At 61.0% G+C, this 15,189-nt stretch carries 15 protein-coding genes; 2 read left to right on the top strand and 13 right to left on the bottom strand.

The window, feature by feature from the left end:
* Positions 1-27 precede the first annotated feature (27 nt).
* The 7 genes from J7557_RS14090 to J7557_RS14060 all read right to left on the bottom strand — a co-directional run bounded on the left by J7557_RS14090 (position 28) and on the right by J7557_RS14060 (position 7,288).
* Positions 28-972, bottom strand: a complete 945-nt coding sequence (locus tag J7557_RS14090; protein ID WP_291420691.1) for an esterase — start codon at positions 970-972, stop codon at positions 28-30.
* Positions 973-1,145: 173 nt separating this feature from the next.
* Positions 1,146-2,210 (bottom strand): ABC transporter ATP-binding protein, encoded by a 1,065-nt coding sequence (locus J7557_RS14085; RefSeq protein WP_291420690.1) that lies wholly within the window; start codon positions 2,208-2,210, stop codon positions 1,146-1,148.
* Positions 2,211-2,220: 10 nt separating this feature from the next.
* Positions 2,221-3,096, bottom strand: a complete 876-nt coding sequence (locus J7557_RS14080) for a carbohydrate ABC transporter permease (RefSeq protein ID WP_291420689.1) — start codon at positions 3,094-3,096, stop codon at positions 2,221-2,223.
* On the bottom strand, positions 3,089-3,976 hold the full coding sequence (locus J7557_RS14075) for a carbohydrate ABC transporter permease (protein ID WP_291420966.1): 888 nt from the start codon (positions 3,974-3,976) through the stop codon (positions 3,089-3,091). The genes J7557_RS14080 and J7557_RS14075 overlap by 8 nt, the downstream gene beginning before the upstream one ends.
* 91 nt (positions 3,977-4,067) lie before the next feature.
* On the bottom strand, positions 4,068-5,360 hold the full coding sequence (locus J7557_RS14070) for an extracellular solute-binding protein (RefSeq protein ID WP_291420688.1): 1,293 nt from the start codon (positions 5,358-5,360) through the stop codon (positions 4,068-4,070).
* Positions 5,361-5,452: 92 nt separating this feature from the next.
* Positions 5,453-6,094, bottom strand: coding sequence for a ThuA domain-containing protein (locus J7557_RS14065; RefSeq protein ID WP_291420687.1), 642 nt, complete (start codon positions 6,092-6,094; stop codon positions 5,453-5,455).
* A gap of 18 nt (positions 6,095-6,112) precedes the next feature.
* Complete coding sequence (locus J7557_RS14060; protein ID WP_291420686.1) at positions 6,113-7,288, bottom strand: enolase C-terminal domain-like protein; 1,176 nt, start codon at positions 7,286-7,288, stop codon at positions 6,113-6,115.
* A gap of 166 nt (positions 7,289-7,454) precedes the next feature.
* Between J7557_RS14060 and J7557_RS14055 the strand changes: the two genes are divergently transcribed.
* Positions 7,455-8,207 carry a FadR/GntR family transcriptional regulator gene (locus J7557_RS14055; RefSeq protein ID WP_291420685.1) on the top strand — a complete coding sequence of 251 codons (753 nt, stop codon included), beginning with the start codon at positions 7,455-7,457 and terminating at the stop codon, positions 8,205-8,207.
* 12 nt (positions 8,208-8,219) lie between these two features.
* The gene (locus J7557_RS14050; RefSeq protein ID WP_291420684.1) at positions 8,220-8,591 is read left to right on the top strand and encodes a hypothetical protein; all 372 of its coding nucleotides are present in this window, start codon (positions 8,220-8,222) and stop codon (positions 8,589-8,591) included.
* A 6-nt stretch (positions 8,592-8,597) separates the two neighbouring features.
* Here the strand turns inward: J7557_RS14050 and J7557_RS14045 are convergent, their stop codons facing one another.
* From J7557_RS14045 to J7557_RS14020, 6 genes are all read right to left on the bottom strand, one after another.
* Complete coding sequence (locus J7557_RS14045; RefSeq protein WP_291420683.1) at positions 8,598-9,683, bottom strand: ABC transporter ATP-binding protein; 1,086 nt, start codon at positions 9,681-9,683, stop codon at positions 8,598-8,600.
* A gap of 12 nt (positions 9,684-9,695) precedes the next feature.
* Positions 9,696-10,520 (bottom strand): carbohydrate ABC transporter permease, encoded by an 825-nt coding sequence (locus J7557_RS14040; protein ID WP_291420682.1) that lies wholly within the window; start codon positions 10,518-10,520, stop codon positions 9,696-9,698.
* Positions 10,517-11,452, bottom strand: coding sequence for a carbohydrate ABC transporter permease (locus J7557_RS14035; protein ID WP_291420681.1), 936 nt, complete (start codon positions 11,450-11,452; stop codon positions 10,517-10,519). The genes J7557_RS14040 and J7557_RS14035 overlap by 4 nt, the downstream gene beginning before the upstream one ends.
* Before the next feature lie 197 nt (positions 11,453-11,649).
* On the bottom strand, positions 11,650-12,951 hold the full coding sequence (locus tag J7557_RS14030) for an ABC transporter substrate-binding protein (protein WP_291420680.1): 1,302 nt from the start codon (positions 12,949-12,951) through the stop codon (positions 11,650-11,652).
* Between the two features lie 111 nt (positions 12,952-13,062).
* The gene (locus J7557_RS14025; protein ID WP_291420679.1) at positions 13,063-14,220 is read right to left on the bottom strand and encodes a serine hydrolase domain-containing protein; all 1,158 of its coding nucleotides are present in this window, start codon (positions 14,218-14,220) and stop codon (positions 13,063-13,065) included.
* The gene (locus tag J7557_RS14020) at positions 14,217-15,176 is read right to left on the bottom strand and encodes a hypothetical protein (RefSeq protein ID WP_291420678.1); all 960 of its coding nucleotides are present in this window, start codon (positions 15,174-15,176) and stop codon (positions 14,217-14,219) included. Before J7557_RS14020 ends, J7557_RS14025 begins: the two co-directional genes overlap by 4 nt.
* Positions 15,177-15,189: the final 13 nt, after the last annotated feature.

Here is a 15,189-nt window from a genome sequence, read left to right as displayed (position 1 = left end):
CTCGTTCTGATAAGAGTGGGCTCGACCTCAGGGTCGCGCAAAAGCTGCAAAGGGATTGGTGTGCGTGAGCCCCTTGAGGGTTGCCTGATCCACACCACGCTGTGCGAGAAGCGGCAACAATTCAAGGTTGAGGACGGTATAGGGTTTAGGCGAGCCGCCACGGGGCAGGGCGGGGTCAAACCACCCTCGATCATGGCTGATCAGCAATTGATCCGTGAGGCCCGCATCGAGCGCGCGCAGGATCAGATCGGCCGTTTCGGCAACGGGGACCGCGCCGACATTGTCATATTCAATCCAGGCCCCGCGTGCCGCGATGGCCCGGTGCAACGCCCAGTCTGGTTCGGCCTGTGTGTGGATTGAAAGAAAACGGTCGCAGCGTCCGCCCTCACGTTCGATAATATCGAGCTGGTCCATCACCACGCGACTGCGGATGGTGTGGCTGCCGATCAACGCTCCGGTGGCAGCAGAGACCCTGGCGGCGGCGCGGAGGATACGTGCTTCGAGTGGCGTGATCCCGTCATCTCCGGCGCTCAACTTGATCCAACCTGCTTGAAAACCAGTTGCTTCAATTTCTCGCTGCAACTCGTCGAGCATCCATGTCTCGAGTTCCGCGTCCGCGGCATCGCGCACCCAGGAGGGAATCCAGGGCTCGCGGTAGATTCCGGTGGGAACGACGATAGGAAAGTTGGTAACTTTGCTCACCGCCAGATCAAAGTCCGCGCGCCTGCCTACGCCGCCGGTGGAGCACTCTATCAGCGCGGTCACACCAAGCGCCTTGATCGCCTCGATCTGTGGCACCATGAGTGCGAGAACCTCCCCAACATCAGCTTGGGCGTAGCCCGGCTGGTCGGGCGTACGCAGATCCACAAACACGTGCTCGTGCGGCAGGATCATCCCGAGTTGATCGGAGCGCAGCGGCCCCAGCGTCGTATAGAGCTTTTTTTCGTTCGGCGTGGATTGGTTCAGGGACATTTGGGGGCGCAATCTTTCAACGTGCTGGTCATCCGGCCTGCGGGTCCTCAGGCCTGGCTAGTCTGCGGGATGCCGCCTTGGTGGGCGTCTCCGTTGTAAAGCGGAGGCTCATGGCAAATCGACTGCGGCGCAACACTCACCGTCTACTGGTGCAACGAAGGTCGTTGGCCGCCTTAGTTTCTGCTTACGCGACGTCCACCGCTATCGAAGACGTAGACATTTTTGGACGGCACATAGACAGTCAGTGAATCACCCGTCCTGATCATGTCTTCGCCATTAGTCGTTACGACGACAGGCACGCCAGCAACGTCCAGCGTAACGAAAGTCAGCCCACCCGTGGGCTCCACGAAGCTGACCGTGCCCGTCAGCGCGGTGTCGGTCTTCTGGCGCTGGAAATGCTCCGGACGCACGCCGACGGTTACCGCTGTTCCATCGCTCGCGCCGCCGTCGGGCTCAAAGGCAAAGGTGGTACCATCGGCCATCTGTGCGGTGTTGCCGCGGATGGTGGCCTGAAACAAATTCATGGCTGGAGAGCCGATGAAGCCGGCAACAAAGGTATTGGCGGGTTCCCTATAGAGTTCCATCGGCGAGCCGGCCTGTTGAATGACGCCTCGGTCGAGCACGACCACGCGGTCGGCCAATGTCATGGCCTCGACCTGGTCGTGTGTGACGTAAACCGACGTCACGCCCACCTTCTTGTGCAGCGCCTTGATTTCCGAACGCATCTGCACGCGCAGCTTGGCGTCGAGGTTGGACAGCGGCTCGTCAAAAAGGAACACGGACGGATCGCGCACTACAGCGCGGCCCATGGCTACGCGCTGGCGCTGGCCGCCCGAAAGCTGGCTCGGCTTGCGGTCGAGCAGCGGTTCGAGTTCGAGCATCCGCGCCGCCTCGCGCACGCGCCGGTCGATTTCGGCCTTGGGCTTGCCCGCAAGCTCTAGATTGAAGGCCATGTTGCGATAGACGTTCATGTGGGGATAGAGCGCATAGCTCTGGAACACCATGGCGATGTTGCGTTCCTTGGGCGTCAGGTCGTTGACCACCTCGCTGCCGATGGCGATCTGGCCGCCGGTGATGTCTTCGAGCCCCGCAATCATGCGCAAGATGGTGGATTTGCCGCAGCCCGAGGGGCCGACAAGGGCGACGAATTCGCCGTCGCCGATCGAGAGATTGATCCCCTCGATGACCTTTACCGGTCCATAGCTCTTGGCAACATTGCGCAGTTCAAGCCCAGCCATGGTGAGCCTCCTATTTGACGGCGCCGGCGGTCAGGCCGGCAATGATGTGTTTCTGCGCCGCAAAGAACACCACGATGGTCGGGGTGATCGTGAGCGTGATGAAGGCGAGAATGAGCTGCCAGTCCGTCGAGAATTCGCCGCGATAGACCATGATGCCGAGCGGCCATGGATAGCGGGACTCCGTGTTGAGCATGATCAGCGGCAGGATGTAGCTGTTCCAGCTCCCGACAAACGAGATGATGCCGACGGTGGCGATGATGGGTCGGCTCAGAGGCAGCGCGATGTGCCAGAAGAAGCGGAAATACCCCGCGCCATCGACGAAGGCGGCATCGAACAATTCGCTCGGCAGGCCCCGGAAATAGTTGCGGAACAAGAGGATGCTCATCCCCAGACCGAACGCCACCTGCGGCAGCACCACGCCCCAATAGGTGTCGAGCAGCCCCAGATCGCGAATGCGGATGAAGAGCGGCAGGATAGCGGTCGCTGCCGGAAACATCAGCCCGATGAGGAAATAGTTGAGCAGGAACTGGCTGCCGAAGAAGCGCACATGGGCAAAGACGAAAGCGGCCATGGCCGAGAGTGCCAGCACCAGGAAGACGGTCAGACCGGCGATGAGCAGCGAATTGCCCATCTGCAGCCAGTATCTATGACTCATAAGGATGTCGCCGTAGTTGGACCACATCCAGGTCGAGGGCAGGCCGAAGGCGTTGCCGCGCAATTCGCCGAGCGTCTTGAAGCCGCCGAGCGCTGTCGTGATGAGCGGAATGATGATGATCGCAGCCACGATCAGCAGCGAAGCATAAAGATACGCCTTGGTGCCGAAGCGTAGGCTCCGCCCGCCGCTATTGGCCGTCGCAGCATCGATCGGTTCTGCCGTGTCAGTCATTTCGCATGAAGATCCGTTTGTAGCTGAAAGCCAGGGTCACGCAGATAACGAAAAGCACGACGCCCACCGCCGAGCCGAAACCGACCTGCATGCGCATGACGCCGAAACTGTATAGGAAGGTCACGAGCGTCTGGGTCGAGTTCGATGGCCCGCCACCGGTCAGCGGCATGATCATGTCGAAGAGCTGCAGCGAGCCGACGACGGCGAAGAACACCGAGAGGCGCACGGTCGAACCCAGAAGCGGCAGGGTGACCTTAAAGAACTTCTGCCAGCCGGTCGCGCCGTCGATATCGGCAGCTTCCAGCACCGATTTGTCGATGGCCTGGAGTCCGGCGATGAATAGCATCATGTGGAAGCCAAAATACTTCCAGACGATCACGCCCAAGACGGCCGAGAAGGCGACATTCTTGTCAGCCAGCCAGAAGGGGGCGTTCTGTCCGAAGAATTCGTAGATATTGGCGACGAGGCCAAATTCGCCGTCATAAACGAAGCGCCAGATCATGCCGGCGGCCACGTCGGCGAGCACGTATGGTAAGAAGAAGATCAGGCGGAAGACGACCGCGCCCTTGATGCTCTTGGTCACCATGGTGGCGAGCCACAACGCCAATGGAATCTGCACGCAGATCGAGACGACGATGATCAGGCCATTGTTGATTAGGGCATTGCGGAACGCGCTCTGCTTGAAGATCAGTTCGTAGTTCTTGAATCCGATCCACTCGGTCGGCAGGCCATAGCCGTTCCAGTTGTAGAAGGAATACCAAGCGGCTTCCCCCATGGGCAGGATCACGAACAGCGTGAACAGCACCAAGGCAGGCGGCAGGAACAGCACAATGATCGGCCATTTGCCGCGCACGCCGCGACGGCGGCGCGTGTGCAACACCGCCGTCGGCGCAGCTTCCAGAGCGGGAGCGATCTGACTCAAGTGGGCCTCCTCAGGTGGAAGAGGCGGGCGCCACAGCGCCCGCCATAGACTACATTTCCATCGAGAAGGCGTCTTGGATCTGCTGCAGCGCATCTTCCGGCGTCACGCCGCCCGACACGAGTTCAACAGACATGTCATTGACCACGCGGCCGACATTGGGGCCGAGGTCCTGGTCGAGATAGTTCTGGTGCCAGGTGGCTTTGGCCATCTGGGCGGCGCTATCGGCAAGGCTTGCATCCTTGACGCTGGCGTCCGAACCGACGGCGGTTGGGAGAATGTTGTTCTTCTCGGCGAGAAGACCGGCATTTTCCACGGTCAGGAAGTGGATGAAGTCTTCGGTTTCGGCCGGTGCGTCCTTGGTGACCACCCAGCCATTGAGGCCGCCGAAGTCATCGGTGATGAGGCCTGCGCCGCCATCGATGACCGGGAAGGCAAAGCGGCCAATATTGTCCGAGGCAAGACCCTTGCCGTCGGTTGCGGCATTGGCTTGGTTCTGCGGCGTTGCGGTGTTTTCAAAGCTCAGCACGATGGCAGCGCGGCCGTCGGCAAACACGGCCTGGGTATCGGGCCAAGTTGCGCCAAGATAGCCTTCCTGGAACGGCTCCATGGCGCCCAGGTCTGCCAGCATCTGGCTGGCTTTGAGGAAGCCCTCACCCTGGAAGCCTTCGCCACCCTTGGCAGCAGCAAAACCGTCCTGGCCGAGCTCGCGCATCGCGAGATAGCTCCAGAAGAAGTGGATCGGCCACTTGTCGCCACCGCCACCGGCAATCGGGGTGATCCCGGCATCCTTGAGCTTCTGCACCGCGGCCGTGAAGTCATCCCAGGTCTGGATCGCGGCGGCGTCGATACCGGCCTTTTCAAACAGTTCCTTGTTGTAGAAGAAGGACACGAGGCCCGACTGCACGGGTGCGGCCCACACTTTGCCGTCGATGCTGAGGCCATCGACAGCGGCCGGGCTGACTTCACTGCGCCATTTGCCGCCGTCGGCGTCAAAGGCTGCGGTGACGTCGCGGATCGCGCCGGTTTCGGACTGTGCCTTCAGCACGCCGCCGCCCCAGGTATAGAACATCGAGGGGGCCTCGTTGGACTGCAGCAGCGTCGGTAGCTTGGCCTTGAAGGCTTCGTTTTCGAGGAACTGGAACTCGATGTTGACATCCGGATGTGCTTCTTCGTAAGCGGCGGCGATGCCTTCCCAGGTGGCCAGGCGATCCGGGTTCGCTTCGAGGTGAAGCCATTTGATGGTGGTCTGGGCACTGGCTGGAACAACTGATGACAACAGCGCCAGGGTGCTGAGGACAAAAAGCCCCCGCTGCCGCGCTTGGCGGCCAAAATTGACGATCATGTAATTCTCCTCCCGGGGTCGTTGCCCCGTACTGGGAGCCTCTGTCACCGGGAGGTCTGAGTCAAGTCTAAATCAGATGTAGAGGGTGCCGGTTAGCGGGCTGCCCAGTTTATGCCGCGGCGCAGAATTTCGCGCATCTGCGGCACTTCGAATTCGCTCGCGACATGTCCGAGCGAAGAATAGAAAACGCGACCGAGCCCGTGCTTGCGCTTCCAGACCACCGGCATGACGACGCCATCAATCCAGGACGCGTGTTCGCCGCTGAAGGTCGTTGTCGCCAACACTTCGTTCGAAGGGTCGACGTGCATGTAGTATTGCTCGGAGCGATACGGAAATCGCTCAAAACCGCTGACGATCGGATCGTCGGGCCTGGTGATGTCGACATGATAGTCGATGATGTTGCCGGGATGTGCGACCCACTGGCCACCCACCATGAACTGGTAATCGACGGCATCGCGGAAGGCATCCGCCATGCCGCCGTGGTAGCCTGCCAAGCCAACGCCGCCCTGAACGGCGGCAACAAGGTTGGAGACCTCTTCCTTCTCGATCTTGCTCATCGTGACGATCGGCACGATGACGCTGATATCCCGGATGGTTGGGTCGGCGAAAGCTGCGGTGGAGTTTTCGATGCGAACGTCGAAACCGTCTTCAGTCAGGAAGTCACGGATGATCTGTGCCCCGCGTTCGGGCTCGTGCCCGCTCCATCCGCCCCAGACGATAAGTGCTTGCCGCATGGTTTTCTGCTCCGTTGACTACCAGTTTGCGATACGGCCATCCGGCAGGACGGCCTTGAGCGCCGGAATAATTTCCGGCGCAAAGGGATGCTTTGCGGCTTCGGTTTCGTCGATCTCAATGCCGAGACCCGGTGCCGTCGGAACCTGCCAGGCACCATCCGTCCTTTCGATGGGGAAGGTTTGGCATATGTCCCGGTACCAGGGCGCGAGCGCGACGGCCTCTTCCTGAATGACGAAGTTCGGCGTCGCCACGGCGAACTGCAGGGCAACGGCACCGGCGACCGGCCCCATCGGATTGTGCGGCATGACGCCCATGGACGCAGCCTCGGCGATGGCTGCAATCCGGCGTCCGCCGGTGAAGCCGCCGCAGTGGGCGAGATCGGGCTGCACGTAGGTGACGGCGCGCAGCCGCGCCAGTTCGGCATATTCCCGCGGTGTCAGCAGCCGCTCTCCGGTCGCCAGGGGGCAATCGACCTGCCTCGAGAGTTCCGCCAATGCCTCTGGGTCGCCGGGCTGGATAGGCTCTTCGACGAACATGGGCCTAATGGGCGCGATGACATCGATAAAGGCCTTGGCCGCCTGAACGGAATCGGGTCGGCCGTGAAAGTCGGTGAGGATATCGACATGGTTGCCAACCCGCTCGCGCACGGCGGCCGCAAGCTTCGCCGTCTGCTTCACCGCCATCAACGGGGCATCATATCCCGTATAGGGTACGAACCCGAGTTTGATCGCCGTATAGCCCATCTCCACGGTTTCCTGAACGGCGTCACAGAATGCCGAGACGTCGTTGTCGGCGATGGGACGATCCTGGCGGCCCTGCAGGAGGTGGGTATAGACACGAACGCTATCGCGCACCTTTCCGCCGAGCAGTTGCCAGACCGGCACGCCCAGAGCCTTGCCTTTGATGTCCCATAGCGCCTGCTCGATGGCGGAAAGCGCGGTCAGGCCAATGGCACCGAGCGGCCAGAAGCTGAAGCGCTGCATCTTCTGGACGAGATGCTCCACACGATGCGGATCCTCACCGATGACAAACTGGCTCAAATCCTCGATCGCGCCGAGCACGGCTTTGGTCTTCCACTCGAGCGTGGCTTCGCCCCAGCCGTGAAGACCTGCATCGCTGGTGCGGACCTTCACGAAGATCCAGTTGCGGTGAATGGCGTTGACGACCACTGTTTCGATCCCGGTGATCTTCACGAAAGATCCCCGGGTGGACATGACAAGATCGGCAGGAAGTGCCTAATGGTGGGCGTGATTTGCAACGGTCTCTTCTCCCACGCCCTCGAACTCGGATGGTCTGGTTGAGCGCCCGTGATGACATCGCACACCTTTACATCATATGTAAACGGCAATGGGCAGGAAGATGATCGCCGAAGAAACGATGAAATTGCAGGTTCCGCTCAGCCTCGGCGAGGCGCTGCCGACGGGGGCGGCGAAAGTTGCGGTGGATACGCTCGGGCGCCGGATCGCCAATGACATCTACTTGCCGGGGCAGGTCATGCCGACCGAGCCCGAACTGGCGGACTCTCTCGGGGTCAGTCGCGCGACCATCCGGGACGCCATAAAGGTGCTTTCCGGCAAGGGTTTGGTGCGAACGGCAAGGCGCTATGGAACCCGTGTCAGACCGGTCGAGGAATGGAACCTGCTCGATGCAGACGTCGTCACCTGGCACGATCATGGACATCAGCGTCTGGTCACAATGTTTGCCGAGACGACTGAGCTACGCATCATTATAGAGCCGGCAGCCGCCGAACTTGCAGCGAGCAGGGCGAGCAAGGATCAGGTCGAAAGTATCAAGCAGGCCGCCCACGCATTGGAAGCGTCAGGCGCAAACAAGCAGGCGATGTTCGCCGCCGACTGCCGCTTTCACATCACTATTTTGGATGCCACCGGGAATGGAATGATGCGCCAGCTCCGGCCGTTGATCGTCACCATGCTGCGCCTCTCATACGAGATCGGCCTCGACCAGCGCGCCACCGAGGTTGTTTCACAGGATGGCCATAGCCGGGTCGCGGCCGCCATCAGCAAGGGGCAGGGCGCCTTGGCCCGAAACGAAATGTTCAAGATGCTGCAACTTAACCGGCGTGACGCGTCGGCAATTCGTCAACACGAGTAGCGGAGAGCGAGCTTGCCTGCCACGATCCTGCCCGTCTTTGCCGCTTTCCTGGCGGTTGGTTCAAACAGGAAAAGTACCGTGCTGAAACACCTCGCAATCACCTCGCTTCTCGCTTTTGTCGTCACGCCGGCCTTTGCATCTTCCGGCGACGCCTGGGAAGAATTTGCTGCCGAAGTCGAAGCGGGCTGTGTTGCCGCAACAAGCGAAATCCTCACCAACGTCACGGTCGTCGTCGATCCGTTCGGCAGCGAAAGCTATGGGCTTGCGGTGGTGACGGGCGAAGTCGCGCCCGACACGCTCAAGAGCATCATCTGTGTTTTCGATAAGCAAACCAAGGCCATAGAGATCGGCGGCGAACTGGACATTCCACCCGCCAATCCGTGATGGATCTCAGGCAGGGCGCAGCAGCGCCTTGCCCGTGGCATCGAACAGGATGGCCTTGGCCGGGTCTGCAGCAAGCGCCAGGCTTTCGCCGAGCCGTTGTGCCTGATCTCCATCGAGCACGACGAGCCACGACGCACCGGATGACAGCTCGACGTTGACGATGGTTTCGTTGCCCAGTCGCTCGACAAGGCTCACGCGGCCGACAACGGCACCGTCGCTAGCGGGCGAAAGGTCATGCGGACGAATGCCAAGTGTCAACGCATCGCCGATCATTATCCCCTCCGATGCAGCCGGAACCCGCAGGCTCTGGACGTCCTTGCCGCCCACGGTGATGGCGTTGCCATCGACAGATTCTACCGTTACCGAGATGAAATTCATCTTCGGCGAGCCGATAAAGCCGGCGACGAAAAGATTGGTGGGACGCTGGTAGAGCTCGATCGGGCTGCCGATCTGCTGCACGACGCCGGCATCGAGAACCACGATCTTGTCAGCAAGCGTCATCGCCTCGACCTGGTCGTGCGTCACGTAGATCATGGTGGCGCCAAGTGTCTTGTGAAGCTTGGAAATTTCCATGCGTGTATCGACGCGCAGGGCGGCGTCGAGGTTTGATAGCGGCTCGTCGAACAGGAACACTTCCGGCTGGCGCACGATGGCGCGGCCGATGGCGACGCGCTGGCGCTGGCCGCCTGAAAGTTGGCCCGGTTTGCGATCCAGCAAATGCTCCATCTTCAGGATTTTGGCTGCCTCGCGGATCTTCTGGTCGCGCACGTCCTTCGGCGTTTTCGCCAGCATCAGGCCGAACCCGACATTGTCGTAGACGGTCATATGCGGATAAAGAGCATAGGACTGGAAGACCATGGCAATCGAACGATCTCGCGGTTCGACCGTGTTGCACAGCCTGTCGCCGATATAGAGATCGCCCGAGGTGATGTCCTCGAGACCCGCGATCATGCGTAGTAGGGTTGACTTGCCGCAGCCCGAAGGGCCGACGAAAACGACGAACTCGCCGTCCTCGATCGACAAGTTCACGCCCTTGATGACTTCGACTTCGCCATAGGTCTTCTGGATATTCTTGAGTGCCAATCCGGCCATGAAAAACTCCGATCAGCCTTTGACCGCGCCCTGCATGAGGGCGGCGACGAACTGGCGCTGGAAAATGAGGAAGATGATGACGGTGGGGGTGAGGATCAGCAGCGATCCTGCGCAAAGAAGCGGAATATCGGTGCCCCACTGGCCCTGAAAGGCACCCAGTGCGCCGGCCATGGTGCGCTGCATCGGATCCTGCACCAAGACAACGGGCAGCAGGAACTGGTTCCACGTCCAGAGGAACAGGAGAATTGTCAGCGACATGATCGCCGGCCGGGCAAGCGGCACCTGCACATACCAGAACTCGGTCCAGCGCGTGGCGCCATCGATCTGGGCAGCCTCGCCAATCTCCTGTGGCACGTTGAGGAAATGCGCGCGCATCCAGTAGACGCCAAACGGCATGTAGAGCCCGATGAGCGGCAGGATGATCGCAAAGCGCGTGTTGAGCAGCCCCATGGCCCGCACTTCATAGTAGAGCGGGGTGATGACGGCTTCGAAGGGCAGAGTGAGCCCAAAGACGAAGATGAGGTAAAGCCACTTGTATTTGTCCGACGTCAGCTTGGCCAAGCCATAGCCGGCCATGGTGGCGACAAGCACGGAAAGCGGCACGACGCCGAGGACGATCAGGCCGCTCGAAAGTAGCAACTGGTCCATCTTGGCGACTTCGAACGCTTTGATGAAATTACCCCATTGCGGATCGGTCGGCCATTGAAGGCCATTCGGATAGGAGCCCTGCGGCGCCAGCGCGGCCGAAAGCATGCTCAGGAACGGCAGCAGCGTGATTGCCATCAGAAGGACGATGAGCGCGCGCGCCAGAAAGGTGTTTTTCGTTGCGCTCTTCATTTCTTGTCTCGCGTGAACCACTGGACCGGGGCGATAGAGACCAGCACCAGAACCATGAGGACGATGGCGAGCGCCGAGGCGAGACCAACCTGTCGATGCGCGAAGGCAAGGCGATAGATTTCAAGGCCCGGTACAGTCGTGGTGATCCCGGGGCCGCCCTGGGTTGAGATATAGACGATGTCGAAACTCGCGAGTGCGGCGATCACCGTGACGGTAATGCAGACGCCGATTTCCTGGCGCAGTCCGGGCAGGGTGATGTAGCGGAACTCATGCCAGGGGCGAGCGCCATCGAGGCGCGCAGCCTCATAAAGGCTCGCGTCGATCTTGGTGATGCCGGTCACGAGCAGCATGGTGCAAAGGCCGAGCAGCACCCAGGCGCCGATGATGCCCACTGCAGGCAGAGCCCAGACGAAGTCACCAAGCCAACCCTTGGCCCAACTCGAGAGCCCAACCGCCTTCAGCGCCTGATTGACGAGGCCGGTGGATGCAAACATCCAGCTCCAGGCGATGCCGGCCGCAACGAGCGGAATGACCTGTGGCAGGAAAAGGATGGTGCGCGTCGCCATGCCGAAGCGGCCATTCATCTGGCCGCGAATGGCCGAGGCGACGGCAAGACCAAGGCCGACGGGGATCAGCGTGAAATAGAGCACGAGCTGGAAGGCATTGCCAATGATCTGCAGCAGATCTGAATCGGTCAGCACGGTGGTGTAATTGGTCAGCCCATGGAAGCGCGCTTCGCCGATCCCATCCCAGCGCAGGAACGAGTAATAGAGGCTCATGCCGAGCGGCACGAGAACGAAGGTCGCATAGGCGAGGAACGCGGGCGCAATGAAGAGCCAGGCGGTCAGGCGCGTCTTGCGGCTCCCACGCGATGGAGGAAGCCGCTTTTTGTTCTGCTTGGCGTCCGGAACGGACGATGGCGTTTCAGTCATTTTCATTCCGGTCGCTTGGGCAGCCGAGAGGGTCGGGGAGCACCCCATTTTCGTGAGATGCAGTCCCAGCCACGGTTGTCACCCCGACTTTAGGCCGGGGCCCATCCCGAAATCTCAAGATGGGTCCCGGCCTTCGCCGGGATGACATGCGGTGCGAGAGCGGGCACTTGGTGCATAAGCGCCGCCCATTTTCAGTGTCAGCGCGACAGCTGGGTCTCGTATTCTTTCTGCACGGCTTCAAGGAGGCCGGCTGCGGTTTGTTGACCACCGACCATCTTCTGCAGTTCTGGGGTCCAGCCAGCGGCAAAGATCGCGCCGGTGGCGTTGGCGATGAAGTCCATGGCGCCGTTGTCCTGAGCCAGCTGGGCGCCGGCAGCGAGGGACTGCTCGGTCACCGAGCCGGGTTCGACCGGCGGGATCGCCATATCGGCCGGGCCGCCCGGATTGGAGCCGCCCACTGCAACGTTGATCGTGCGCGCTTCTTCATTGGTCGCAACCCAATCGAGGAAGAAGGCAGCGCAATCGGGATTGGCGGCCTTGGCACCGATGCCATAGCTCAGCGGCGCGGACATTGAGGCGTGGCGACCGCCTTCTTCAGCGCTCGGCATGATGAAAAAGCCGAACTTGTCTTTGGCATTGGTGTCGAGATTGCCCGATTCCCAATCGCCATTGAACATGAAGAGACCTTCGCCGCCGATGAAGCGGCTCATCATCTGGAAGTATTCGATGGCGTTGGCATCGGTCGGGAAATAGCCGGCCTTGATCCAGCCATCGAGATGCTCGGCGGCCTCGAGGGCCTCGGCGGTATTGATAGAAGCGCCGTCCTTCTGGAAGATCCAGTCGTTGATCGGCTCGGGATTGCCATAGGCACCCATCAGATTCTGCAGCGGGAAGGCGAGGCCGGCGGTGCCCTTGTTCCACTGCATGATCGGCTGAATGCCGGCTTCCTTGGCCTTGGCGAGTAGCGCATCGAGCTCGGCCACGGTCCTCGGAGCCTCGGTCATGCCGATCTGCTCGGCCAGCGCCTTGTTATAGAACACACCGGTCATGGAATAGTTGAGGCCCATGCCGAAGAGCGAACCGGTACCGCGCGGGCGGCCACCTTCTTCGACGCGCAGCTGCACCAGCTGGCCGGCGGGGAACTTGTCCCAACCGAATTCGGTGAAATATGTGTCGAGGTTGAGCAGCAGGTTGTTGGCGACCAAGTCGGTCAACGAGGGCAGGCGGATCAGATCAGGCGCATTGTCTTCGGACAGGATGCGCGGCGAGTTCTCCATCATGTTGGCGAACTGGTCTTCCTTGATGTCGAAGGTGACATTGGGGAACTGCTTGGTGAACTCTTCGCTGAGCCGCGTCGGCAGGGGAAAGCCGGTTTCGAAATAGGCGTTGAGAACCACCGGGTCGGTGCCGCAGCTCGGGGCAGCCATGGCCGTGCCAGCGCTGGCGGCAACCGAGAGAGTGGTGAGAATACGAAGGGCGTGGCGGGATGGGGTGTTCAAGACTTGCCTCCTCCAAGATTAAGTCTGCAGGGATGTTTTCGTCTGCTAAAAGGATTTAGCGCACGGGCGTAAGACAGAGTCAATATCTGCGATGCGCCTCATGCGCGGTGGCTAGAGTGTTGCGCGCAAGGCCGCGATAATGGCCGTGGCGCGCCGATCTTCCGGTCCCATCATCCAATTGGTGACGAAGCCGAAACCGATATGATGCCGGGTATCGGCAAAGCCGACCTGTCCACCAGCACCGTCATGACCGAAGCTCGTGTCGCCGAGATAATGGCGCGCTTCAGAATCGAGCTGGAAACCGCAGCCCCAGCGTGAATAGGGAGGCTCGCCACCGAACACCGAAGCGCCCTCGCTGCGCGTACGCGTGGACGCGGCTATCACGGAGGGGTCGAGGAGCTTTACTCCGCAGGTCGGCACCACGGTGGCGGACCAGATGGTGGCGAGCGCCTTGGCGCTAGAGATGCCACCTGCCCCCGGAATTTCCGCTGCACGAATGCGAGGTGCATTGAAGCCGCCGGTTTCCGTCACGAGGTCCGCGGGGAGGGCATCGCCCAGCGTCATGGCCTTGTAGGGCCAGTTCGGTTCGGGTTTTGAGGACTCGTCGGCCCAGAGCGCTGAGAGCATCGGGCTGACGCGCAGATGAGCCGTGCGGGGTATCACGTTTTCAGGCAGGCCGATCCAGGCATCGACGCCCAGTGGCGTGGTGATGAGATCGGCGAAGTATTGCCCGACCGACTTGCTGGTGACGCGGCGAATGATTTCGCCGGCTACCCAGCCGTGGGTCAGCGCGTGATAGGCGTAGCCGGTGCCGAGCGGCCAGAGCGGCTCCTGAGCGGCCAGAACTTCGACCATGCGATCCCAATCGACGATATCGTCTTCGCTGAGGTCCTTGCGCGGTGCCGAAAGCCCGGCGCGATGGCCGAGCGCGTCGCCGACGGTCACCGCGTCCTTGCCGGCAGCGGCGAACTCGGGCCAGTAGCGACTAACCGGCGCGTCATAGTCGAGCTTTCCCTCGCCAACGAGGTGCGCCGCCAGGATGGAGACGAGGCCCTTGGTGCACGAGAAGATGACCGATGGTGTATCCTGCTGCCAGGCGCGGCCATTTCTCGCGTCGGCGATGCCGCCCCAGAGATCGACGACGCTTTCGCCGTTCCGCACGATGTGGAGCGCGGCCCCCATCTCCGGGCGATCGTCAAATGCACGCGAAAAAGTCTCGGCGACGGCTTCGTAGCCGAGGGCGGCATAACCGGAAATCGTGGTGCTCATGCGGCACTCCCCAGCACGAGATAACCATCCCCGGCCGTGGTGACGGGCAGGGGATCGGAAACGCCGCCAAGGAAGGCGCCGTCGGCGGTGACATTGTTGAAGGCCATGAGGAACGGCTTGCCGGAACGATTAAAGGCGATGCGACCGGCATAAAGGCGTTCGTCGGTAACGAGACGCGCCGCGCGGAAATCGACTTCTGCGGGGAAATCGGCAAGCGGCATAGTCCAGATGCCACCGACTTCTCCTGCGCGGACGCCAACAAGCTTGGCGCTGTCGCAGCAGAAGATGACGTGTTTTTGTCCATCTATTTCGACGATCTGGAACACTTCCAGATGCGCGAAGCCCGCGCCCGGCCGGCTCAGCGCCGGCTCGATCGTCCAGGTATCGAGATCGGCCGAGGTGGCGAGAGCCATGATGCCGCGGTCCGGCTCGGTGCCAGTCTTGCTGCGGGCGGTGATGAGCATCTGCCAGCGCTGGTTTGTCGCGTCCCAAAAAACCCAGGGATCGCGCCAGGCCTCCTCTGGCCAACTCGAGGTGCCGAGTGTTTCATAAAGGGTCGGGTCGGCCGTGACGATGGGACCGGCTTGCTTGGTCCAGGTGAAGAGGTCGGGCGATGTCGCAAGGCCAATAGTCTCGATATTCGCGGCACTGTCGGGCGAAAGGAAACGCGAGCCAGTATAATACATGCGCCAAGTGCCCGTTGGGTCCTTGATGATGCTGCCGGTCCAAGTGGCGCTGCCGTCAAAGCTCCCAGGCGTGCCTGCATCAAAGGCGAGGCCGTGGTTCGTCCAGTTCACCAGATCTGTCGATGTAGCGTGACCAATGCGCGCATTGCGGTGGCGCAAATCAGGGTTTTCAAGCGACTTCGGCGCATGCAGATAGAACAGATGATGGTTCATGCCGTCATCGGCGAGCCAAAAGTCCCATACCCAATTATCGGATAGGTTGAAACTCATCCATTCCTCCTGC

The sequence above is a fragment of the Devosia sp. genome (assembly GCF_017744655.1).
Classification (GTDB): Bacteria; Pseudomonadota; Alphaproteobacteria; order Rhizobiales; family Devosiaceae; genus Devosia.
The sequence above is the reverse complement of the archived record's forward strand: the minus strand, read 5'-3'. Positions and strand labels throughout refer to the sequence as shown.